At 40.4% G+C, this 23,836-nt stretch carries 19 protein-coding genes; 6 read left to right on the top strand and 13 right to left on the bottom strand.

The annotated features are described in order from the left end of the window. Window positions 1–269: 269 nt before the first annotated feature. On the bottom strand, window positions 270–1,094 hold the full coding sequence (locus tag EAE92_RS04655; protein ID WP_246545002.1) for a hypothetical protein: 825 nt from the start codon (window positions 1,092–1,094) through the stop codon (window positions 270–272). A 101-nt stretch (window positions 1,095–1,195) separates the two neighbouring features. Between EAE92_RS04655 and EAE92_RS04650 the strand changes: the two genes are divergently transcribed. Together EAE92_RS04650 and EAE92_RS04645 are read left to right on the top strand one after the other, a co-directional pair. Continuing rightward, window positions 1,196–1,468 carry a type II toxin-antitoxin system TacA family antitoxin gene (locus EAE92_RS04650; RefSeq protein ID WP_036815115.1) on the top strand — a complete coding sequence of 91 codons (273 nt, stop codon included), beginning with the start codon at window positions 1,196–1,198 and terminating at the stop codon, window positions 1,466–1,468. Beyond that, on the top strand, window positions 1,459–1,947 hold the full coding sequence (locus EAE92_RS04645) for a GNAT family N-acetyltransferase (RefSeq protein WP_036815118.1): 489 nt from the start codon (window positions 1,459–1,461) through the stop codon (window positions 1,945–1,947). The genes EAE92_RS04650 and EAE92_RS04645 overlap by 10 nt, the downstream gene beginning before the upstream one ends. Before the next feature lie 205 nt (window positions 1,948–2,152). Here the strand turns inward: EAE92_RS04645 and EAE92_RS04640 are convergent, their stop codons facing one another. Genes EAE92_RS04640 through EAE92_RS04615 form a run of 6 tightly spaced genes read right to left on the bottom strand, consistent with a single transcriptional unit; the run spans window position 2,153 to window position 8,519 of the window. Further along, window positions 2,153–2,782 carry a bifunctional 4-hydroxy-2-oxoglutarate aldolase/2-dehydro-3-deoxy-phosphogluconate aldolase gene (locus tag EAE92_RS04640; protein WP_105399259.1) on the bottom strand — a complete coding sequence of 210 codons (630 nt, stop codon included), beginning with the start codon at window positions 2,780–2,782 and terminating at the stop codon, window positions 2,153–2,155. A 16-nt stretch (window positions 2,783–2,798) separates the two neighbouring features. Continuing rightward, window positions 2,799–3,743, bottom strand: a complete 945-nt coding sequence (locus EAE92_RS04635; protein ID WP_214067219.1) for a sugar kinase — start codon at window positions 3,741–3,743, stop codon at window positions 2,799–2,801. Further along, on the bottom strand, window positions 3,740–5,164 hold the full coding sequence (uxaC, locus tag EAE92_RS04630) for a glucuronate isomerase (RefSeq protein ID WP_214067218.1): 1,425 nt from the start codon (window positions 5,162–5,164) through the stop codon (window positions 3,740–3,742). The genes EAE92_RS04635 and uxaC overlap by 4 nt, the downstream gene beginning before the upstream one ends. A 22-nt stretch (window positions 5,165–5,186) precedes the next feature. Continuing rightward, window positions 5,187–6,644, bottom strand: coding sequence for a fructuronate reductase (locus tag EAE92_RS04625; RefSeq protein ID WP_214067217.1), 1,458 nt, complete (start codon window positions 6,642–6,644; stop codon window positions 5,187–5,189). A gap of 39 nt (window positions 6,645–6,683) precedes the next feature. Further along, window positions 6,684–7,985, bottom strand: coding sequence for a TRAP transporter large permease (locus tag EAE92_RS04620; protein ID WP_214067216.1), 1,302 nt, complete (start codon window positions 7,983–7,985; stop codon window positions 6,684–6,686). A gap of 27 nt (window positions 7,986–8,012) precedes the next feature. Continuing rightward, window positions 8,013–8,519, bottom strand: a complete 507-nt coding sequence (locus EAE92_RS04615) for a TRAP transporter small permease (protein WP_214067215.1) — start codon at window positions 8,517–8,519, stop codon at window positions 8,013–8,015. Window positions 8,520–8,815: 296 nt separating this feature from the next. On the opposite strand from EAE92_RS04615, the gene EAE92_RS04610 reads away from it, so the two are divergent. From EAE92_RS04610 to uxuA, 3 genes are all read left to right on the top strand, one after another. Then, complete coding sequence (locus tag EAE92_RS04610; protein ID WP_214067214.1) at window positions 8,816–9,796, top strand: TRAP transporter substrate-binding protein; 981 nt, start codon at window positions 8,816–8,818, stop codon at window positions 9,794–9,796. A 117-nt stretch (window positions 9,797–9,913) separates the two neighbouring features. Then, a complete protein-coding gene (locus EAE92_RS04605) occupies window positions 9,914–10,657 on the top strand; it encodes an FCD domain-containing protein (RefSeq protein ID WP_214067213.1) in 744 nt (247 codons plus the stop codon). Between the two features lie 37 nt (window positions 10,658–10,694). Continuing rightward, complete coding sequence (gene uxuA, locus EAE92_RS04600; protein ID WP_214067212.1) at window positions 10,695–11,882, top strand: mannonate dehydratase; 1,188 nt, start codon at window positions 10,695–10,697, stop codon at window positions 11,880–11,882. Between the two features lie 217 nt (window positions 11,883–12,099). On the opposite strand, the gene EAE92_RS04595 is transcribed toward uxuA, so the two are convergent. Continuing rightward, window positions 12,100–12,270: a hypothetical protein gene (locus EAE92_RS04595; RefSeq protein WP_160297021.1), complete on the bottom strand. Its 171-nt coding sequence runs from the start codon at window positions 12,268–12,270 to the stop codon at window positions 12,100–12,102. A 455-nt stretch (window positions 12,271–12,725) separates the two neighbouring features. Here EAE92_RS04595 and EAE92_RS04590 point away from each other — a divergent pair, with 455 nt between their 5' ends. Next, window positions 12,726–14,297 carry an ATP-binding cassette domain-containing protein gene (locus tag EAE92_RS04590; protein WP_214067211.1) on the top strand — a complete coding sequence of 524 codons (1,572 nt, stop codon included), beginning with the start codon at window positions 12,726–12,728 and terminating at the stop codon, window positions 14,295–14,297. A gap of 304 nt (window positions 14,298–14,601) precedes the next feature. On the opposite strand, the gene EAE92_RS04585 is transcribed toward EAE92_RS04590, so the two are convergent. The 5 genes from EAE92_RS04585 to EAE92_RS04565 form a co-directional block, all read right to left on the bottom strand. Beyond that, a complete protein-coding gene (locus EAE92_RS04585) occupies window positions 14,602–16,194 on the bottom strand; it encodes a serine hydrolase domain-containing protein (RefSeq protein WP_214067210.1) in 1,593 nt (530 codons plus the stop codon). Between the two features lie 144 nt (window positions 16,195–16,338). Further along, window positions 16,339–17,934 carry a serine hydrolase domain-containing protein gene (locus EAE92_RS04580; protein ID WP_214067209.1) on the bottom strand — a complete coding sequence of 532 codons (1,596 nt, stop codon included), beginning with the start codon at window positions 17,932–17,934 and terminating at the stop codon, window positions 16,339–16,341. A gap of 307 nt (window positions 17,935–18,241) precedes the next feature. Beyond that, window positions 18,242–19,837: a serine hydrolase domain-containing protein gene (locus tag EAE92_RS04575; protein ID WP_214067208.1), complete on the bottom strand. Its 1,596-nt coding sequence runs from the start codon at window positions 19,835–19,837 to the stop codon at window positions 18,242–18,244. A gap of 308 nt (window positions 19,838–20,145) precedes the next feature. Further along, a complete protein-coding gene (locus EAE92_RS04570) occupies window positions 20,146–21,738 on the bottom strand; it encodes a serine hydrolase domain-containing protein (protein WP_214067207.1) in 1,593 nt (530 codons plus the stop codon). Window positions 21,739–22,043: 305 nt separating this feature from the next. Then, window positions 22,044–23,636, bottom strand: coding sequence for a serine hydrolase domain-containing protein (locus EAE92_RS04565; protein WP_214067206.1), 1,593 nt, complete (start codon window positions 23,634–23,636; stop codon window positions 22,044–22,046). Window positions 23,637–23,836: the final 200 nt, after the last annotated feature.

Below are 23,836 nucleotides of genomic sequence, written 5' to 3'. Positions count from 1 at the left end.
ATCTATTTTATCTGCCACTCGATAATAATTGAGTGGTTAATGGAAGAATTGCATACAACCAAGGATGGATATTTTATAATTATTTCTTATGATATATATCTGATTTAACATTAATAATATAATAATAAAAATCATATAAACATATTTATATAGTAAGTTGAATATACCAATCTATTTTTCTACCATAGGAAATATTTCCTTCTTAACCATATAAGAAAACACTCTTATTATATTTTTTTCATCCTTACCAAATCCCTGGTAATAAGGTATCAATCCTGCGATAGAGTCCTGACAGTATATCCTTGATTAGGATGACTTGGTGTTTGCGGAAATGCCATCATCAAGCATTGCTTATCAAGCAATGGTTTTATATGGCGTTGCCTGAGATTCTTTGCTGAACGATTTAATAGAATGCTTAACACATCAATACGGATATAGTGAGACTGGCAAAGTTTCATGATAATTAGTTGCATTTCTTCCGGCTCTAATCGTCGATTTTCATAAGCCGGTTTAGCAATTTCCTCCAATTTCTTTCTTAAATCCAGAGATATGTACTCTAAGCTATCAATAAACGGCAAGCTAAATGATAAAGGGGTAAGACGCCCTAACGTATCTCGATGGGTTTGAGTTCCTGAAACTATATGAGGCAAGCTCGGCTCCTTATGAGGTAAGTCCATGTTGTTAATATTATTCACTGCCCCAGTAGAGAAAAGCTCTTCTGGATCTGGTAACGACATACCCGGTAACGTGTAAGATTTATTACGTTTTTCACCTGATGAAACTAAAAATCCTTTATGTTCAAGGCGAGGAAAAGCCAAAGTAACTTCTCGGGAATGTAGCGTTGTTAGTTCACAAGCCCGCTGATGATTAATCCATCCTTCTACAGCCACTGTGGCTAAGATCATTCGATCAAGGTTTTCTAGTTGTTCAAATTTAGCCCCAAACTTAAGTTTCAATTGCATTAAGATATTTTCAGGTATCAAACTAACAGTAGGTAACTCTAGTAAAGTTTGCTCTGGTATCTGGCGTTCGTGTAAATTAGGCCGACGCCAGTCAGCAGAAAACCAGCCACTATATTTTGGGTAACACAGCATGCTTACGTTTCATAAGATTTCAAATGGAGACGCTAAATGTATATCTATTAATTACACAGCTGCTACAATGACTGTCTACCAATTTGCTACACAGGTGATTTATGAGAACACAACCTAAAGAAACACCGATCAACATCCGGGCGAAAGCCTTCCAGCGGGAGCTTATTGACCATGCAGCAAACCTGCTTTCAAAGACCCGAACCGATTTCATCTTGGATGCTGCCTGCCGCGCAGCCGAAGATGCCATACTCGATCAGCGCCACTTTTTCGTTAACGACGAAAAATACCATGCGTTCATGCAGATGCTGGAGCAACCGCTTTCTGATAATGAAGGTTTTAAAAAACTGATGGGATATAAAGCGCCGTGGGAATAAGCACACCTGAAATATTAACGGCTGAACATAATATAAATGATTTTTATTGCCAGCATGAAACATTAAACGAATGGCTTTCACGCCGGGCGTTGAAAAATAATAAGCTCGGCGCGAGCCGCACATTTGTTATTTGCAAGGAAGGCACAAAAGACGTTATCGGTTATTATTGTCTAAGCGCCGGTTCAATTAATCATATTGAATCTACACCATCGCTTAAACGCAATATGCCAGATCCTATCCCTGTAGTGCTTCTCGGCCGTCTGGCTGTCGATGTGGAATATCAGGGGAAGAAGCTCGGGGCACTGCTTCTCCAAGATGCTTGGAAGCGTGTCGCCAGCACGGCAGAACAGGTGGGCATTTCGGCTATAATCGTCCACGCACTTGATGAGAGCGCTCGAACGTTCTATACACGTCTTGGCTTCGCCCAGTCACCGTTGGAGCCATACACGCTGATGCTTCCATTAGGCAAACAGAAGTGAAAGAATTTTTACTAAACCCTTTCTTCCTTTTGGTATATACCCTATGGATTTCAAGATGCATCGCGGCGGCAAGGGAGCGAATCCCCGGGAGCATAGAGAACTCTGTTACCGGGGTGAGTGAGCGCAACCAACAAAGAGGCAACTTGAAAGATGACGGGTACATTGTCGGAATAATATTTTATCCCAATATAAAAACCACTATTCCTTAAGTATTCACTAAATCCACCGCTTCACGCGTCAGACGACCAATTTCCTGCCAATTCCGGTCATCCACCAGCGCCTTACTGACCATCCATGAGCCACCACACGCCACAATACGCGGTACAGCAAGATAATCGCGGATATTGTTTGGTCCGATTCCCCCAGTCGGCATAATTTGCAATTCAGTATAAGGCGCTAATATCGCTTTAATCATTGGCAAACCGCCGGAAGGTTCCGCCGGAAAGAATTTCAACAGTTTTAATCCCAACTCCATCGCGCCTTCAATCGCGCTTGGATTATTCACACCTGGAATAATAGGAATATTCAATTGCTGACAAGCTTTGACTGTATTTGGATTAAAACCGGGAGAAACCATAAAATCAGCGCCCGCCTGCTTTGCAGCAACTACCTGTTCACGATTCAGAACAGTACCCGCGCCAATCAGCATATCCGGTAGAGTCTCTTTCAGTAGACGAATCGCTTCCGCCGCGGCCGCAGAACGGAAAGTAATTTCCGCTACTGGCAAGCCATTATCAGCTAATGCCTTACCTAACGGTATAATGTCTTCCGCACGCTCAACAGTAATTACAGGTACAATTTTCAATTGGCGTAACTGCTCAATCATCTGTTTCATCGATTTTCCCCCGCTGTTAAAAGAAACTGTCAGTCACTGCTTGAGTTGCACTAATTGGAATAATCGCCCCTTTATGCTGAATAACGGTACCAGCCAGACGATGCCCCATGATTGCCGCTTGTTGTATCGGGCAATCTGTCAGAAATCCGACTAGAAACCCGGCATTAAAGGCGTCTCCCGCCGCTGTGGTATCGACCACGTTAACAACCGGCGCCGTTGGGATCAGCTCAATCGGAGTATCCTGTACCAAATGCTGATAATAACAACCGACAGCCCCCGCTTTAATCACGGCTTCTTTAACGCCTGCTTGTTTAAGGCGAATCATAGTTGCTGTAACCGATTTATCACCCCACAGCTTGCATTCATCGTCATTTGTCACCAGTGCCAGTGAAGTAAAAGAGAGTAATTTCTGATAACAGATCTGAGTTTCCTCCACACTTTCCCACAATGCCGGACGGTAATTACTGTCGAAAACGATGATTTTTCCTTGTGCCGCCAGTTCAGCCAACAAGTTCAGTAACTTTTCACGATCATCGACAGGCAAGATAGCCAAACTGATGCCGCTGAGATAAATGACATCCATCTGCTGTAAAGCTTGAATAACCGAAGAGAAATCAGGATGACGCACCACATATCGGGCAGCGGAATCATTGCGCCAGTACAAAAAGGCGCGTTCTCCTTGTTCATCAAGTTGAATCAAATACAACCCCGGTTGATGAGCCGGATCACGCAAAACCAGATGGGTATGAATACCTTCGTCTTGCCAACGTGTGATCATTCCTTCACTAAGCGAATCCATCCCTAACGCAGTCACAAAATGAACGGCAATCTTCTGTCGGCTTGCACGGGCTAAATAAACCGCACTATTCAGGACATCACCACCAAAAGCCTGATACATGGTAGCGAAAGGAGCGCCATTAAGTTCAATCATACATTCACCAAGGAGTGCAATCTGCTTCATGGATTTTCTCCCGGCAAGGCAAAATAACGGCGAGCGTTATTAAAACAAATATCCTCAACCATCTGCCCTAACATTGCTTTGTTGTTAGGAACTTCTCCCTTTTCTGCCCATTGCCCTAACAAATTACACAGAATGCGACGAAAATATTCATGCCGTGTGTATGAAAGAAAGCTACGAGAATCGGTCAACATACCAACAAATTGACTTAGCAGCCCAAGTTGGGAAAGTTGTTCAAGCTGACGTAACATGCCATCTTTCTGATCATTGAACCACCAGCCCGAACCAAACTGCACTTTACCGGCGATACCGCCACCTTGAAAGTTACCGGCCATCGTAGCAATCACTTCGTTATCTCGTGGATTGAGACAGTAAAGAATCGTTTTCGGCAACTCATCCGTCACATCCATGCTATCCAGCAGGCGAGATAACGGCCAAGCGATATTGTTATCCCCAATGGAATCAAAGCCGCTATCCGCGCCAAGTAAGCGGAACATCCGGCTATTATTGTTGCGAATAGCGCCGATATGCATTTGCATCACCCAACCACGGGCGGCATATTGTCGGCCAAGCCAAACCAGAATCGCCGTGGTGTACTGCGCAATTTCAAGCTCAGAGAGCGCTCCCCCAGCCAGCCGTTTTTGCAGGATGCCATTTAATACCGTTTCATCAGGAATGGGGGCATAGCGTAGATTTTCTATGCCGTGATCAGCCGCCCGGCAGCCATGAGCAGCAAAATGCTCAAGACGACGCTCCAATGCGTTCAGCACATCAGCAAAAGCGGTGATCGATACATCAGCCACGGCCTCAAGCTGTTTGATATAGTCAACGAAACCCACCAGCTCAATTTTAAATACCCGATCAGGACGCCAGCTTGGTAATACTTCGATATCGAAACTCTCATCTGTCGCGATTTGGCGGTGATATCGCAGAGAATCTACCGGATCATCCGTAGTTCCCACCATACGCACATTCATTTGCTGCATAATGCCACGAGCTGAAAACGCCTGTGTTGCCAGCTTTTCATTGCATTGATGCCAGATTTCATCAGCGGTTTGCGGCCCGAATAATTTCCCGGTAATACCAAATGGACGACGTAATTCTAGATGTGTCCAGTGATAAAGCGGATTTCCTAAGGTCAACGGTACTGTTTTTGCCCATGCCTGATATTTTTCATAATCATGGGCTTGTTTACCTGTGATCAGCGATTCATCAATACCCGCACAGCGCATTGCCCGCCATTTATAGTGGTCCCCTTCTAACCAAATCTGACCAAGGTTATCAAACCAGCGATTTTCAGCAATTTCACGCGGATTAAGATGACAATGATAATCATAAATCGGCATATTTGCGGCATGTTCATGATATAGCTGACAAGCAGTTCCATTGTTCAGCAGAAAATCTTCACCCATAAAATTTTTCATATCTTTGTTCCTGTCAGCCAAATCAGAGTGTCGCCACAGCGTGGCAGGCGCCGCGCTCCAATAATAGTTGGTAAGCTTCAGTAACCACCCGGACAAAATGCGCATCAGCTAACAATGGGTTGCTAAAAATCGCCAACAATGCGGGTACTACATCAGCAGATAACCCATATTGCTGGTAAATGGATTTAAATTGGTCAACCAACGGATCGCGCACATCAATCAATTTGCCTTGTTCATCTTTACCGCTGATATAACGCATCCAGCCGGCGATACCCAATGCCAAGTGACGGTAATCACTACCATTTGCCAGATGATAAGCCACAGAATCAAGCATACGTTGTGGCAGTTTCTGGCTGCCATCCATTGCTATCTGCCAGGTTTGGTGCTTAAGGTTAGGGTTACTAAAACGCTCAATTAGCCGGTGAGCATATTGAAAAAGATCGGTTCTTGTCGGCATTGTCAGAGTTGGCGCCTGCTCTTTCAGCATCAGATCCAAAGCGGCTTGCCGGTAATCGGGGTTCGCCATTGCGTCCGCAATATGCGTATATCCTGCCAAATAGCCCAGATAAGCTAGAAATGAGTGGCTACCGTTTAGCATCCGTAATTTCATGGTTTCAAAAGGCGCCACATCCTTAACGAATTGGGCTCCTGCCACATCCCAGTTTGGACGGCCACTGGCAAAGTTATCTTCAATCACCCACTGACGAAAAGGTTCACAGGTGACTGCGCAGGGATCATATACCCCCAACTGTTCAGCTATCTCTTCCAACGATTCTGGCGTAGCCGCAGGAACAATACGGTCAACCATTGTGCATGGAAAAGTCACATTCAGTTCAATCCATTGGGCTAACTTCTCATCACGTAAACGGGCAAAACCCACCACCGCTTCACGGGCGACTTTGCCATTTTCTCTGACATTATCGCAGGACATCACCGTCAATGGCGGCAAGTTACGTTCATAACGCAGGCGGAGCGCCTCGGCAATGTAACCAATAGCGGATGTTGGTTTGGTTGGGTTAACCAAATCCCGTTGAATTGACGCATTATTCACATCCAGCTTGCCGCTGGCTGCATCGATGCAATACCCTTTTTCGGTAATCGTCAGAGAAATAATCGCCACTTGTGGCTGCGCTATGGCTTCCAGAATACCTTTATGACCCACAAACTCAGGATGCAAAGCATCAATCATAGAGCCGATAATTTTTAGCTCCGTTTTCTCCGCCCCTTTTTCCGCAATAGTACACAGGCAATTCTGCTGTTTAAGTTGCTGAATCAACCGATGACCGGAGAACAAACTAACTTCACAAATTCCCCAATCACTGCCCGTTTTTTCCAACATATGGTGAGTAAAAACCGCCTGATGCGCCCGGTGAAAAGCGCCACATCCCAGATGAACAATACGAGTAACCAATTTTTGGCGATCATAAGAAGGGAGAGGAACATCAGAATCAATTTTGCAATTAGCAATATTACGGAGCATAAAATAGTTCCTTTCTATTGACGCAGATTACTTAAATGCTTAGTAATTCAGTAACATCTGAGGCAGCCACAAGCTCAGTTGCGGTATAAAGGTCACCAACATCAACGCGATAACCAAAGCGCAATACATGGGGACTAAAGGTTTCAATACCTTATTAATGCTGACATCGCCGATGGAACAACCCACAAACAGCGCACTCCCTACCGGCGGCGTACAGATACCAATAGCCAGGTTGAAGGTCATAATGATGCCGAAATGTACCGGATCAACGCCCATATTCTGCGCTACCGGCAGGAAAATCGGCGTAAAAATAAGAATCGCCGGAGTCATATCCATAAAGGTTCCGACCAGCAACAGAATGATATTAATGACCAGCAGAATAACCAGTGGGTTTTCAGAAACCGCCATTAGGGCATCAGCGATCAAATAGGGCAGATCCGCATTCGCCATTGCCCAAGACATTCCCATTGATGCGCCAATCAGCAACAAAACAATGGAGGTGGTCACCGCAGAATCGAGAATGATTTTTGGTAGTTTGGCGATACTGACTTCACGATAAATCAGCACTGCCAATACAAAACTGTACAACACAGCAATCGCGGAGGCTTCTGTGGCGGTAAAAATACCGGCAATGATCCCTCCCATAATAACCACAACCAGCATCAGAGAGGGCAATGCGCGAACCAATGTAGTGAAAAATTCGCTCCATGTCGGCTTGGGTGATACCGGATAACCTCGGCGTTTGGCAATAATTGCCGCCACAATCATCAAGGATACGCCCATCAAAATGCCGGGAATATAGCCCGCCAAAAACAGTGCGGCAATTGATGTGCCGCCAGAAACCAGCGAGTAAACAATCAAGGTGTTACTTGGCGGGATCAACAAACCCGCAGGGCAGGAAGCAATGTTTACAGCGGCGGAGTATTCCGGCTCGTAACCCTCTTTTTTCTGCATTGGCGCCATCGTTCCGCCGACCGCCGCAGCCGATGCCACCGCTGAGCCTGAAATCGCGCCGAAAAACATATTCGCCATAATATTAACGTGCACCAGAGAACCGGGCAAACGGCCGCCCATAACTTTTGCCAGATTAATCAGGCGGGCAGCGATTCCCCCCTGATTCATAATATTTCCCGCCAGAATAAAGAATGGAATAGCCAGTAAAGAGAAATTATCAACACCTACTGCCATACGTTGAGCAACCACCGTAATCGCCGCCTCCATTGGCAACGTCATCATAATTGCCAGTAATGATGACAGACCAATCGCAAAGGATACCGGTACGCCCAGTGCCAACAACACGGCAAAACTACCGAACAACGCTAAAACCACTTGCCAATCCATAAGCTCATCCTCTTCCGCTTGGTGACTTTATTGATTTTCAGAAACAACCGTGTCTTTACCTGAAAAATTCTGAATAAGCTCAACAATGTCTACCAGCACATAACAAATCATCAGAACACCACTAATTGGCAGACATAAATAGACATATCCCATCGGTAGCCCTAGCGCGGGCGTGATTTGTCCGGTTTTAAGCGTTGAGATCACCAATATCGATCCGCCATATACCAGCACGATCGAAACAAACAGCGCGATCGCGGCTTGGATCACCAAACCCACACTATTTTTGCCTATCCCCTTAAGTTTCATCGTTAACAGGTCGATAGCTAAATGGCGATGCTGACCTGTGGTATACGCCGCGCCAATCATGGCGACCCACATAAACAGATAACGAGCGAGTTCATCCGTTACCGTACTCGGCGTACCAAACACATAGCGGGAAACCACCTGCCATGTGACACAAAACACCAAAAAAACGGAAAGGCTGACGGTAAAAAATGCCAAACCTTTATTGATGCAATACACAAGGTTTTTCACGGGGCTTTATCCTTATTGGCCTCAATGTATGCCCTATTTGATTGACCAAATGGACAAACTGTCTGACCAAAATCAGTAAAGGAAGCTTTACGTTGCTTGGATTATAAGATCCAGGTCAAAAAAACATCCAGTGAGCGGGATCACAAACTGACTGGTTCACCAGTTGAGACGATTATTTTGTGATATTGGTCAACCAAATTACTTTTACTTTTTGACGAAATCCGAAGTGATGCTTATGGTTTGACCGTCAGTTCAGTTGTGCCCGTAACCTATTTACAACAATTGGAGAACGAATAATGAGCAATGCTAAGCGTATTTTACCTACTGTAATCGGAGCGATATTTGCCTTAGGCGCGTCACAAGTTATGGCGGTGACAACATTAAAACTCAGCCATAACCACAACCGCGACCATGCAGCGCACAAGGCAATGACTCAGTTTGCTGATGAAGTTCGCCAAAAAACGAATGGTGATGTTCGTATTCGGATCTATCCAGACGCACAATTGGGTAACCAACGGGAATCGATGGAACTGATGCAAAATGGCGCACTGGATTTAGTCAAATCCAATGCCGCAGAACTGGAAGCTTTCTCGCCCGCTTATTCTGCTTTTAACTTACCTTATCTGTTCCGCGATAAAGCCCATTACGAAAAAATTAAAAACGGCGAAATTGGCAAAGAGATTCTGGCATCCAGCAAAAATCGCGGCTTTATCGGCATAACCTACTATGAAGCCGGAGCACGTAGCTTCTACGCCAAAAAACCTATCCGCACGCCGGAGGATCTAAAAGGCATGAAAATTCGGGTTCAGCCTAGCCCAACCGCCATTTCAATGGTGAAAAACTTAGGCGGCAACCCAACCCCATTGGCTTACGGCGAGCTGTATACTGCTTTACAACAGGGTGTCGTAGATGCCGCAGAAAATAACATTCCCTCTTTTAGCCTGAGCCGTCACAGTGAAGTCGCCAGATACTTCTCACTGGATAAACATACTATGGTGCCAGATGTCTTGGTTATTTCTACTAAATCACTAAATAAACTGTCATCAGAACAACAAAAGATTCTTATAAATGCTGCCATTCACTCTTCTCAATATATGACGAAATTATGGGAAAAATCAGAAGAGAAAGAGCGTCAGAATGCAGAGAAAATTGGGGTCCAGTTCGTCGATGTGGATCAAAAATCGTTTGAAGAAGCGGTCAAACCGATGTACGACGACATTAAAAAAAGCGACCCAATGCTTTACCGTATGGTAGAGCGCATCCGCGCAGTCAAATAATCATTGGTGAAGGCCATTTGGCCTTCGCCTTTAAGCGGCATTTTTGGTTGACCAATTTCTGTTTTTGACTATTATCTACACAATACTATCGATAATCATGACAACAATAGTGACACCATGAAGCATTTATTTGAGCCAAAACGTCCTTACCAAGAAGTCGGCATCGCATTAAGAGAGACGATTACCAACCAGAAATATCGTATTGGGGATCGCCTACCGCCGGAGCGAGAACTTGCTGAATTATTAGGGGTTTCCAGAACGGTTGTGCGTGAAGCATTAATTATGCTCGAACTCGAAAACCTTATTGAAGTCCGCAAAGGTTCCGGGATCTATATTATTAACCGTCCTCACCTGCCAACTTCTTCTTCATGCTCAGTTAACGCAGCGGGACCTTTTGAACTATTACAAGCTCGCCAATTACTGGAAAGTAATATTGCCGAATTTGCCGCCATGCAAGTGACGCCAAATAACATTGCTAATATGCGTCGAGCATTGCAAAAAGAATCCGAAGATTTGGCCTCCGGTGAAGATGAATCCGGTGACAGAGAGTTCCATCTGGCGATTGCGGAAGCCACCCATAACAGTATGTTAGTTGAACTGCTCAAACAATCTTGGGCATGGCGGGAAAATAATCCTATGTGGCAGAAACTGCACACGCGAATTACCGATAAAGATTATCGTAAAGAGTGGCTGCACGACCATCAGATCATTTTATCCGCCATGATCAAGAAAGATCCGGCGGCAGCCAAACAAGCAATGTGGCAACATTTAGAGAATGTGAAATTACGTTTACTGGAATTGTCTGATGTTGACGATCCCTATTTCGACGGTTATCTCTTTAATTCATATCCCTGTAAATAAGTTTTTATTCTAGCGTTTGTATATAAGGTAGATAACAATGGAACAAACCTGGCGTTGGTTCGGCCCAAATGATCCTGTTTCTTTAGATGATATTCGTCAGGCTGGTGCAACCGGCATCGTTACCGCATTACACCATATGCCTAACGGATACGTTTGGAACAAAGACGAAATCTTGGCCCGTAAAGCCCTTATCGAAAATAAGGGGCTTATCTGGTCAGTTGTTGAAAGCGTACCTGTCCATGAAGAGATTAAAACTCAGACCGGTCACTATCAACAATGGATTAATAACTACAAAACTTCACTGAAAAATTTAGCAGAATGTGGCATCGATACCGTTTGCTATAACTTTATGCCCGTGCTGGACTGGACACGCACCGATCTTGAATACTCACTCCCTGATGGTTCCAAAGCCTTACGTTTTGATCAAATTGCCTTTGCCGCATTTGAAATCTATATTCTCAAACGTCCAAATGCAGAAGCTGATTACACCGTCGAAGAACAAGCTCAGGCAAAAGTCTATTACGACAATATGTCTGCTGCTGATATTAGGAAACTCACCACTAATATTATTGCCGGTCTGCCGGGGGCCGAAGAGGGATATACGTTAGCAGAATTTCAGGCGCAATTAGATCGCTACAAAGATATTACCCGCGATAAGCTGCGTGAACATTTGGCTTATTTTCTACACCAGATTGTTCCTGTTTGTGAGGAATATGATTTACGTCTGGCAATTCACCCGGATGATCCGCCCCGCCCTATTCTGGGCTTACCACGTATCATTTCCACCATTGAAGATATTGAATGGCTGACCACCATTGAACCAAGCCCAGTTAACGGCATTACCATGTGCACCGGCTCCTACGGTGTTCGTGGTGATAATGATTTGGTTGAGATGATTAAATGTTATGGCAACCGAATTTATTTTACTCACCTGCGCTCCACCCAACGGGAAGAGAACAGCAAAACTTTCCATGAAGCCTCTCATTTAGCAGGTGATGTGGATATGTATAACATAGTGATGGAAATCCTGCGTGAAGAATATCGCCGTAAACAAGCTGGAGATAACCGTTTGATACCTATGCGTCCTGATCACGGCCATCAAATAATTGATGACCTAAAAAAACAGACTAATCCCGGTTATTCCTGCATTGGCCGATTAAAAGGTTTGGCAGAAATTCGTGGTCTGGAATTAGGTTTAAGACGAGCGTTTTTTGAAAATAAATAATGAATTTAAGTTATTCACTATATTTACTAGTAACCCTAAAAAGGGTTACTTTATTTAGATTAAGCCACGTTAAGACAATTGACTACAACTTTATGTACAGGTTCACTTTAAGCTAAAATTTTAATTTATTATTTTAGTTAATTTATTAATATATAAATTGGAGGTGAAAACATAAAATTTTTATCGGGCTTTTTATTTTCCAATAAATAATAATAGGTTATGCCAACTTATTTTCAGCCTCACCTGTCGTATAATCCTTAGGTTTATTTTCACCAGATGTCTGTAGGTTACGATAGGCTCTCAATCCACCTTTCTTCCAATCTGGCCATTGTTCAACTATTTTACTCGCTTCACTTAAATAAGCCAAAAACTCCTCTCTCTTAGTCATTTTTTTAACTCCTTTATTAAGTTATCTACGTTAGCTTCTTTAGTATTCACATTAAAATGATTTTGGGATTCGTCCCTATATCATGAAACCCATTTATAAATCCAAAACAATGCATTAAAAGCCCAGTTATATCTATAACCAATAACTGACCGATTAGAAAACCAGTAAAAAAGCAAATACTCAATTTTTTCATAGTTAAAACTTTTACTGTGAATAAAGCAATAGCTTTTTGTTCAATATAGAGTAGAATTACTCATATTCTCTTCATGCATTATAATTTCAATCTTCCAATTTACGAGGTTCTCTACGCCAATGAAGTAACACCTACCTTTTAGAAAAAATAACTGGTGCAGCCTTAACAGCATCTAGTCGTGTTTTTTTGACAGGTAGTATGCATTTACTCTGGTCCTTTTACCCCTTTAGCATGCTGTCTGTCCTGTAAATCAGGAGATTTTATGCCAATTAATATTTGTACTTTCTCACAGCTATCTGTGGAATTTAACGGCTCCCTACTTTTCAACGAACTTTCAGCTAATCTACCTACTGGCGTATCCGCGCTAATTGGTCGCAATGGACAAGGGAAATCAATATTACTTAAGATCCTGTCTGGTCAACTCCCTCCTTCACAAGGAACAGTGGCATGGCATACACCATTTTATATGGTTAACCAATTGAGCCGCCTCAACGGGCCTCGTATTGCAGACGCACTGGGAATTGCCGATATTTATGACTGCTTTTGCCGTGTAGAACGCGGAGAAGGCCGACCTGAAGATTTAGAAAAATTATACGATGTCTGGCATTTACCTGCACAATGGCAACAGATACTCGATTCTGCCCATCTCAATATTTCACTGGCTCATCCTATTTCCCAACTAAGCGGGGGTGAACAAACACGTCTGGCACTATGCATGGCCTTTTTACAATCTAAAAGCTATCTGTTACTAGATGAACCAAGTAACCATTTGGATGAAAAAAGCCGCCTTTGGTTACAGAAAAAACTACATAAACATCCCAGTGGGGCTCTGATTGTCAGCCATGACAGATACCTACTGGAACACGTTGACAATATTTTTGAACTCAGCAGCAATGGATTGAAATCATTTGGCGGTAATTATTCTTTCTATAAGAATATTAAACAAATGGAAATTACCGCCACCGAACGCAAAGCAGAAGCCGTTACCAAACAAATTAAGCAAGAGAAACAACAACAACAGCTTACATTACAACGAGCAGCCCAACGCCGAAGGCAAGGCGAAGCACAACAGAGCAGTGGCTCTCAATCCAAACTGTTACTTGATATGAAAAAAAATCGCTCAGAACAGAACCTTTCCAAACTTAAACAACAGCATAATCAGCAAAATAGGAAATTAACCCAAGAACTTCATCAATATAAACAGCAATTGGAGCAATTACACTCACAACACATTACATTGAATTATAAAAACACACAAAATCGCCTGCGCATCCATCTGAATGATTTAGTTATACCTTGGGGTTCTACCATACCAATTTCTTTATCTATCTTTGCAGGTGAGAAGTGGCATATTCGCGGTTGTAATGGCAGTGGTAAATCTACTCTGCTGAAAGTCATTAGTGCTCGACTCAACCCATTGAAAGGTTCATGTCAGATATATGGTACTTATCTCTATTTGGACCAATCTTTCAACTTATTGGATAAAACGCTACCAGCTCCAGAAGCACTCCATATTTTCTATCCAAACATCAGTGTTACAGATTGGCGAACCCGTCTTGGTAATATTCGACTAAGAAGAGAAAAAGCCATGCTGCCAATTAGTCAATTAAGTGGCGGAGAACAGTTAAAAGTTACTCTCCTGGCAATTACCGGGGGTAATCAAGTACCTGATATTCTGCTATTGGATGAGCCAGAAAACCATTTGGATCTCGATTCCCGTTTGTTACTGGAAGAAATATTAAGTAATTATCAAGGTACATTAATATTAATCTCCCATGACACTGAATTTGTACGCCAGTGCGGAATTAAGCAAGAATTCATACTTACAGTATAAAATATATTTCACAGTCTATAATTCAACTAACTGAAATACAATGGTGGGATTAGCCTTTGGAACAACTAAAAGAAACCATGGAATTGATCACTTCTCCTGATGTGGGAATTTTATATTAGTGATGGAAATCAAAGTAATTTATCCGTGAAGTTTAGATTTCCAATCACTTAAGAAAGCTTACGTAGCTACTCAAGTTACGTAAGCCATGCAAGTAATATGCAAAAAACAGGCAAAATATGAATATTCAAGTTCTGCCTGGAAAACATTGTATTTAATTCCTGTTTTTTATTTACAAAAACATCCATTAATTAACCAAGGAAAACTCTATCTTCCAACAACGTGAATCATTGACATAAAGACGAGGTTTATTTGTGTCATGATTTAATTCGAAATCAATAATAAGTTGAGTACTGGTAGATAAATAACTATTCTCGTAAGCCCACTTTAAGACCTCTTTTTTCCCCGGCAAGACAACCGCATCAATATAAAGATCATGGCCGGATGCTTCAATATTGACAATTGATTCCGTTTCGTTATTATAATAGCGACCTGATAATCGATGAATATCAATATCACCTTTACCAGTCATCTTCTTCAAATAGAAAACATTGTCATTTTCATCAATCTGTTCCAGTGCGATAACACTGTTATTTTCAATGATCGGTCTGAACCGGATTTCTCCACCCTTCTCTTGGAATGTTCCATCGGCGTTAAAGATAATCGGATTACCTTTCTCGAATAAATTACCTAATAAATAGCAATCTTCCTTGGTAATAATATAGGGATAGGGATCAGCCCCCTTGAACATACCGGTAATATCAATATTACTGGTTCGGCAATGCTCTGGTTCAGTCATATCAGTGTTAAATAATACATTAAGACATTGATTAGTAAACTCAACACTATTAATACCTGTTGCAGCAGTAATCACAATACCTAATTTAGCATCAGGTAAAACACAAACATCAGCTTTAAAACCACCATAGGCGCCATCGTGCCGTATTATCTTTTGCCCTTCACGTTGGCTAATCATCAAACCGTAAGCATAATTGTTGCGATTGCCATTGGCTAAATTTGGCATACGAGATAAATGAGGCAACATATCCCGAACAATCGATGGTGAATAAAATGCTTTCATCCAGCGGCATAAATCACTCACTGTAGAACGCAGCCCCGCACTCCCTATAGTTGAATCGTTGTGATCATATCTTATCCATTGATTTGAATCTTCGTTATAGACATAACCTATCGCCCGGTCAGAGATAATCTCAGTAACTTCATCATAGAAGGAAGTATTATTCATCTTTAATGGAATAAAGATATTCTCTTTCGCATATTCTCTTAACGATTTACCCGAAACCACTTTGATGATTTCTGCCAACAAATTATAGCCCGTATTGCTATAGCTAAAATATTCCCCAGGCGTAAAATTAAGCTTTTGTTGCCGTTGAATCAGTTTTCTCAATAAATCTATACTGCGGTGGTCAAAATCTGAATTTTTACCGGCAAAGCCATAAGGGACATATTTATCCCGTAATCCACTGGTATGATGAATAAGATGCTCAATGGTAATATCAGAGAAATATGCCGGGAAATAATCCACATATTTTCCAACTTTATCCTTGACGTTGATCTTTCCTTCTTTTTCCAACAAGGCTATACAAAAAGCCGTGAATTGTTTCGAAACACTCGCCATATAGAATTTCGTATTTTGGGTTATAGCAACAGCATGTTCAATACTGGCTTGTCCGATATAACGCTTATAAATGGTTTCATCTCCGTGGGTAACAGCAACTGCGAGAGCGCCACCTTTTTTCTTATTTTCAATATTAACCAATTCGTCTATTTTCTTGAGAAGCAACTTAATTTTATTTTTAGATATAGTAGATTCCATCATTAATTCCCTTATTTAAGGTTATATAAAAATAACATATATACAGTATGATAAGGCAGAATAATAATATGGAAATTCTGCCTAATATAATTCAATCAATTCTACCAGAAAAACACTATTCTCAACTCGTGTTCACAACACTATCAATTAAACTGGGACGAATTCTATATTCCAGCAACGATCATTACTGAGATAAAGATAAGGTTCATCCGTGTCAGAATTTAATTCAAAATCAATAATAATCTCTGTGCTAGGAGAAAAATAACTATTCCCATAAACCCGATGTAAGACCTCTTTTCTTCCAGGAGAAATAATGGCATCGATATAAAGCTCATTTTCAGAAGCTGTAACAGTGAGCACAGATTCTGTTTCGTGGTTATAATAATATCCTAATAGTAGCTGAATATCGGTACCACCATCATCAATCATCTTATCTAGATAAAAAACATTGCCATTTTCATTAATCTGCTCCAATGCAATAATACTGTCATTTTCAATGATAGGTCTGAACCGAATTTTCCCATCCACCTCTTGGAATGTTCCATCAGAATTAAAGATAATCGGGTTGCCTTTCTCGAATAAATTACCTAATAAATAGCAATCTTCTTTGGTAATAATATAAGGATAAGGTTGTATTCCTTTGAATATACCCGTAATATCAATATCACCAGTCCGACAAGGCTGTTTTTCTAGTTTAGTACCATTGGGATTAAACAATACGTCAAAACATTGTCGAACAAGCTTAGAAACATTAGTATTCATTGCAGAAGTAACAGCAATACCTAATTCAGCATCAGGCAAAATACAAACTTCTGATCTGAAGCCACCATAACCACCATCATGTCGTATTATCTTTTGCCCTTCACGTTGGCTGATCGCAAAACCGTAAGCATAATTGTTACGATTGCCATTAGTTAAATCTGGCGTACGAGATAATTGAGGCAATAGATCCTGAACAATCGATGGCGAATAAAATGCTCTCATCCAGCGACACAAATCATTCACTGTAGAATATAGCCCCGAACCTCCTACCGCCGCATCATTGAGATCTTCTCTTATCCATCGGTTTGAGTCCTCGTTATAGGAGTACCCCATTGCCCGGTCAAAAATAATTTCGGTAACATCATCATAGAAAAAGGTATCTTTCATCTTTAATGGGACGAAAACATTTTCTTCTGCATATTCTCTCAGCGACTGGCCTGAAACTACTCTGACTATTTCCGCCATTAAATTATAACCCGTGTTGCTATAGAGATAATATTCTCCAGGCGTAAAATTAAGCGCTTGTTGCCGTTGCGTCAGTTTTCTCACCAAATCAATATGACGGTGGTCAAAGACTGAATTTTTACCTGCCAGGCTATAAAGTAAAAATTGATCACGTAATCCACTGGTATGGTGAATAAGATGCTCAATGGTAATATCAGAGAATTCTGCGGGGAAATAATCCAAATATTGTCCAACTTTATCCTTAACGCAAAGCTTTCCTTCTTTCTCCAACAAAGCAATGCAAAAAGCCGTGAATTGTTTTGAAACGCTCGCCAAATAGAATTTAGTATTAGGTTTCACAGCAACAGCATGTCCAATGTTAGCCTTTCCGATATGGCGCTGATAAATTGTTTTATTACCGTGAGTAACAGCAACAGCGAGTGCGCCCCCCTTTTTTTTATTTTCAATATTAACCAGTTCGTCTATTTTTTTGATAAAAGAGTTAATATTATTTGTAGATATCTTCGATTCCATCATGAACTTCCTTATTTTATGTTATAATACAGAACATATATATTCAACCTAATAGCTAATACATATGTGGGCAGTACTGTAAGACGTAAACAGGAAACATCCAAGTGATAATGACTATCATTTAATATATGAATGGCAATATAAAGTAACTACGGAAGCTGATGTTTTCAAAAAACAGACAGAACATAAATATAATAGTTCTGCCTGGAGTAAAATGCATCTAATGGAAAATATCTTTAAGCCCTCAACAGCATTAATTACATCCTGTTACAACAATACCATTCTTCATTCTGATTTATCACTTTAAAAATTAAACTACAACAAATTCTACCCTCCAGCAACCCCAGTCATTGATATAAAGGTGAGGCTTATTCATATCAGAGTCCAATTCAAAATCGATAACAAATTCAGTACCCGGGGAGAAATAACTATTACCGTAAACCCGCCGTAAAACCTCTTTGTTCTCAGGATAAGTAACCCCATCAATATGAATTTCATCTCCAGAAGCAGAAATAGTCACCGTTGCTTCTATTTCATGACTATAATAATTCCCTGACAATCTCTGAATATCGATAATATCGTCATCAGTCATCTTATTAAAATAAAAAACATTGCCACTTTCATCAATCTGTTCCAATGAGATAACACTATTATTTTCAATGATAGGTCTGAATCGGGTTTTACTTCCCTGCTGTTGGAATGAACCATCAGAGTTAAAAGTAATCGGTTCGCCTTTTCCAAATAAACTACCCAATAAATAGCAATCCTCCTTGGTGATAATATAAGGATAGGGCGTTGCCCCTCGGAAAATTCCTGTGATATCGATATCACAGGTTAAACAATATGGTTTTTCCGGTTCAATTATATTCGTGTTAAACAACACATCAAGACACTGTTCAATCCATTGAATGACATTAATATTTGTTGCAGAGGTAATAGCGATACCTAATTTAGCGTCAGGCAAAATACAAACATCAGATTTGAAACCAGCATAGGAACCATCATGCTGTATTATTTTTTGCCCTTCTCGTTGGCTGATAATCAAGCCGTAAGCATAATTATTGTGATTGCCATTAGTTAAATCTGGTGTACGAGATAATTGAGGCAACAGCTCCTGAACAATCGATGGTGAATAAAATGCTCTGATCCAACGACACAAATCATTCACCGTAGAATAAAGCCCAGTGCCACCCACCACCGAACCATTGAGATCATATCTTGCCCACCGGTTCGGTTCCTTGTTATAAGTGTAACCCATCGCCCGATCAAAAATAATCTCTGTGACATCATCATAGAAAGCAGTATCTTTCATCTTTAACGGAGCGAAAATATTTTCTTCTGTATATTCTCTCAATGATTTACCTGAAACCACACTGACTATTTCAGCCAGCAAATAATAGCCAGTATTGCTATAAGCATAATATTCGCCAGGTGTAAAATTAAGTGCTCGTTGCCGCTGCGTCAGCTTTCTTATCAAATCAATATTATGGTAATCAAAACGCGAGTTTTTACCTGCCAGACGATAAAGTAAAGATTCATCACGTAATCCACTGGTATGATGAATAAGATGTTCAATAGTAATATCAGAGAATTCTACCGGGAAATAATCCAAATATTGCCCGACTTTATCCTTGACGCTGAGCTTTCCTTCTTTCTCTAATAAGGCTATGCAAAAAGCGGTGAATTGTTTTGAAACACTCGCTAAATAGAATTTAGTATTAGGTTTTGCAGCCACAGCATGTTCAATATTAGCCTTTCCGATATGGCGCTGATAAATCGTTTTATTACCGTGGGTCACAGCAATAGCAAGAGCGCCACCCTTTTTCTTATTTTCAATATCAACCAATTCATCTATTTTCTTGAGGAGCAACTTAACTTTATCTGTAGGTATAGTAGATTCCATCATGAACTTCCTTATTTTAAGATTATAAAACAGAACATATATACGATCTGATAGCAATATCATATACAAGTAATTACTGTAAGACGTAAATAGCAAATCATCCAAGTGATAATCATCATCATTTAATATATGAATGGCAATATAAAGTAACTACAGAAGCTGATATTTTCAAAAAACAGACAGAACATAAATATAATAGTTCTGCCTGGAATAAAATGCATCTAATGGAAAATATCTTTAGACCCTCAATAGCATTAATTACACCCTGTTATAACAATGCCATTCTTCATTCTGATTTATCACTTTTAAAATTAAACTGCAACGAATTCTATCCTCCAACAACGTGAAGTACTGGTATAGAGATGAGGTTTATTGGTATCAGGATCTAATTTAAAATCAATAATCAGTTCAGTACTGGGCGAGAAATAACTATTCCCATAAATTCGCCGTAAGACTTCCTTTTTACCAATATAAACAACTCCATCAATATAAATCCCATCGCCAGAAACGGAAACAGTCATCGTTGCTTCTGTTTCACGATTATAATAACGCCCTGACAATCTCTGAATATCGACACTACCCTCATCAACCATTTTTTTAAAATAAAAAACATTGCTATTTTCATCAATTTGTTCTAATGCAATAACACTATCATTTTCAATAATTGGCCTGAACCGGATTTTACCACCTTTCTCTTGGAATGTACCGTCAGAGTTAAAGGTAATCGGGTTGCCTTTTTCGAATAAATTACCTAAAAAATAAGTCTCTTCCTTGGTAATAATATAAGGATAAGGCTCTGCCCCTCGGAAAATACCGGTAATATCGATATCACTAGTTAGGCAATACGGTTCTTCTGGCTTAATATCGATGTTAAACAAGATATCAATATGCTGCTCCACCCATGCAGAAACATCAACACCTGTTGCAGCGGTAATCGCGATACCTAATTTAGTATCCGGTAAAATACAAACATGGGATTTGAAACCAGTATAGGAACCACCGTGTTGTATTATCTTTTGCCCTTCTCGTTGGCTGATAATAAAACCGTAAGCATAATTATTACGATTACCATTAGTCAAATCTGGTGTACGGGATAATTGAGGCAACAGATCCTGAACAATCGATGGTGAATAAAATGCTCTCATCCAACGACACAAATCATTTACCGTAGAATGAAGCCCTGAACCACCGACTACCACATCGTTGAGATCATCTCTTACCCACCGGTGCGACTCCTTGTTATAAGCGTAACCCATCGCTCGATCAGGAATAATCTCAGTTATGTCATCATAGAAAAAAGTATCTTTCATCTTTAATGGGGCAAAAACATTTTCTTCCGCATATTCTCTTAACGATTTACCTGAAACCACTCTAACTATTTCTGCCAGCAAATTATAGCCCGTATTACAATAGAGATAGTATTCTCCAGGCGTATAATTAAGCGCTTGCTGCCGTTGAGTGAGTTTTCTCACCAAATCAATATGACGGTGGTCAAAATCTGAATTTTTACCTGCCAACTCATAAAGCCCAAATTCATCCCGTAACCCGCTGGTATGGTGAATAAGATGTTCAATGGTAATGTCAGAGAATTCGGCAGGGAAATAATCCAAATATTGTCCAACTTTATCCTTGACGCAAAGCTTTCCTTCTTTTTCCAACAATGCAATACAAAAAGCGGCGAATTGTTTTGAAACACTAGCTAAATAGAATTTAGTATTAGGTTTTACTGCAACAGCATGTTCAATGCTAACTTGTCCGATATGACGCTGATAAATGGTTTTATTGCCGAGGGTAACAGCAACGGCGAGGGCTCCACCCTTTTTTTTATTCTCAATATTAACCAGTTCGTCTATTTTCTTGAGAAACAACTTAATCTTATCTGTAGATATAGTAACTTCCATCATTAACTTCCTTATTTAAGGTTATAAAACAGAACATATATATTCAATCTAATAGCAATACATATGTGGGCAGTACTGTAAGACGTAAATAGGAAACATCCAAGTGATAATGATTATCATTTAATATATGGTGGGCAATATAAAGTGACTACCGGAGATGATGTTTAAAAAAACAGACAGAACATAAATATAATAGTTCTGCCTGGCGTAAAATGCATCTAATAGAAAATATCTTTAGTCCCTCAATAGCATTAATTCCATTCTGCTATAACCATGTCGTTCTTCATTCTAATTTATCACTTTATAAATTAAACTGTGATAAATTCTATCTTCCAACAACGTGAATTGCTGACATAGAGATGAGGTTTATTGGTATTAGGATCTAATTCAAAATCAATAATCAGTTCAGTGCTGGGAGAAAAATAACTATTCCCGTAAATCCGACGTAAGACTTCCTTTTTACCAGGATAGACAACTCCATCAATATAAATCCCATTGCCAGAAGCGGAAACAATCATCGTTGCTTCTGTTTCACAGTTATAATAACGCCCTGATAATTGCTGAATATCGACACCACCTTTATCAACCCTCTTTTCAAGATAAAAAACATTGCCATTTTCATTAATCTGTTCCAATGCAATAACACGGTCATTTTTAATGATAGGTCTGAATCGGATTTTACCTCCTTCCTCTTGGAATGTACCGTCAGAGTTAAAAGTAATCGGATTGCCTTTTTCGAATACATTACCCAATAAATAGCAATCCTCCTTGGTAATAATATAAGGATAAGGCTCTGCCCCTCGGAAAATACCGGTAATATCGATATCACTGGTTAGGCAATGCGGTTCTTCTGACTTAATATCGGTGTTAAACAAGATATCAATATGCTGCTCCACCCATTTAGTAACCTCGGCACCTGTTGCAGCGGTAATCGCGATACCTAATTTAACATCCGGTAAAATACAAACATGAGATTTAAAGCCAGCATAGGAACCACCGTGTTGTATTATCTTTTGCCCTTCGCGTTGACTGATAATCAAACCGTAAGCATAATTATTGCGATTCCCATTGGTTAAATCTGGTGTACGGGATAATTGAGGCAATAGATCCTGAACAATCGATGGTGAATAAAATGCTCTCATCCAACGACACAAATCATTCACGGTGGAGTGAACCCCACCACCACCCACAGCAGAATTGTTGATATCATCTCTTACCCACTGGTGTAACTTCTCGTTATAAGCGTAACCCATAGCCCGATCAGAAATAATTTCGGTTATGTCATCATAGAAAAAGGTATCTTTCATCTTTAATGGGGCGAAAATATTTTCTTCCGCATATTTCCTCAACGATTTACCTGAAATTACTCTGACTATTTCCGCCAGTAAACTATAGCCCGTGTTGCTATAGAGATAATACTCACCAGACGTGAAATTAAGTGTCTGTTGACGTTGGGCCAGTTTTCTCACCAAATCAATATGACGGTGATCAAAATCTGAATTTTTACCTGCCAGGTGATAAAGTAAAAATTCATCCCGTAATCCACTAGTATGGTGAATAAGATGTTCAATAGTAATATCAAAAAATTCTGCGGGGAAATAATCCAAATATTGCCCGACTTTATCCTTGACGCTGAGCTTTCCTTCTTTCTCTAATAAGGCTATGCAAAAAGCCGTGAATTGTTTTGAAACACTTGCTAAATAGAATTTAGTATTAGGTTTTACCACTACAGCGTGTTCAATGCTAGCTTGCCCAATATGACGCTGATAAATGGTTTTATTGTCGTAGATAACAGCCACGGCAAGAGCTCCACCCTTTTTTTTATTTTCAATATTAACCAGTCCATCTATTCTCTTGAGAAATAATTTAATATTATCTGTAGATATTATAGATTCCATCATTAATTTCCTTATTTAAGGTTACAAAACAGAACATATATATTCAGCCTAATAGTAATACATATGTGGGCAGTACTGTAAGATGTAAACAGGAAACATCCAAGTGATAACGATTATCATTTAATATATGGAGGGCAATATAAAGTAACTACGGGAGATGATGTTTAAAAAAACAGACAGAACATAAATATGATAGTTCTGCC

Source organism: Photorhabdus hainanensis (assembly GCF_018448965.1).
Taxonomy (GTDB): domain Bacteria; phylum Pseudomonadota; class Gammaproteobacteria; order Enterobacterales; family Enterobacteriaceae; genus Photorhabdus; species Photorhabdus akhurstii.
Note: the sequence above shows the minus strand (reverse complement) of the source record. Positions and strands in the feature narration are given on the sequence as shown.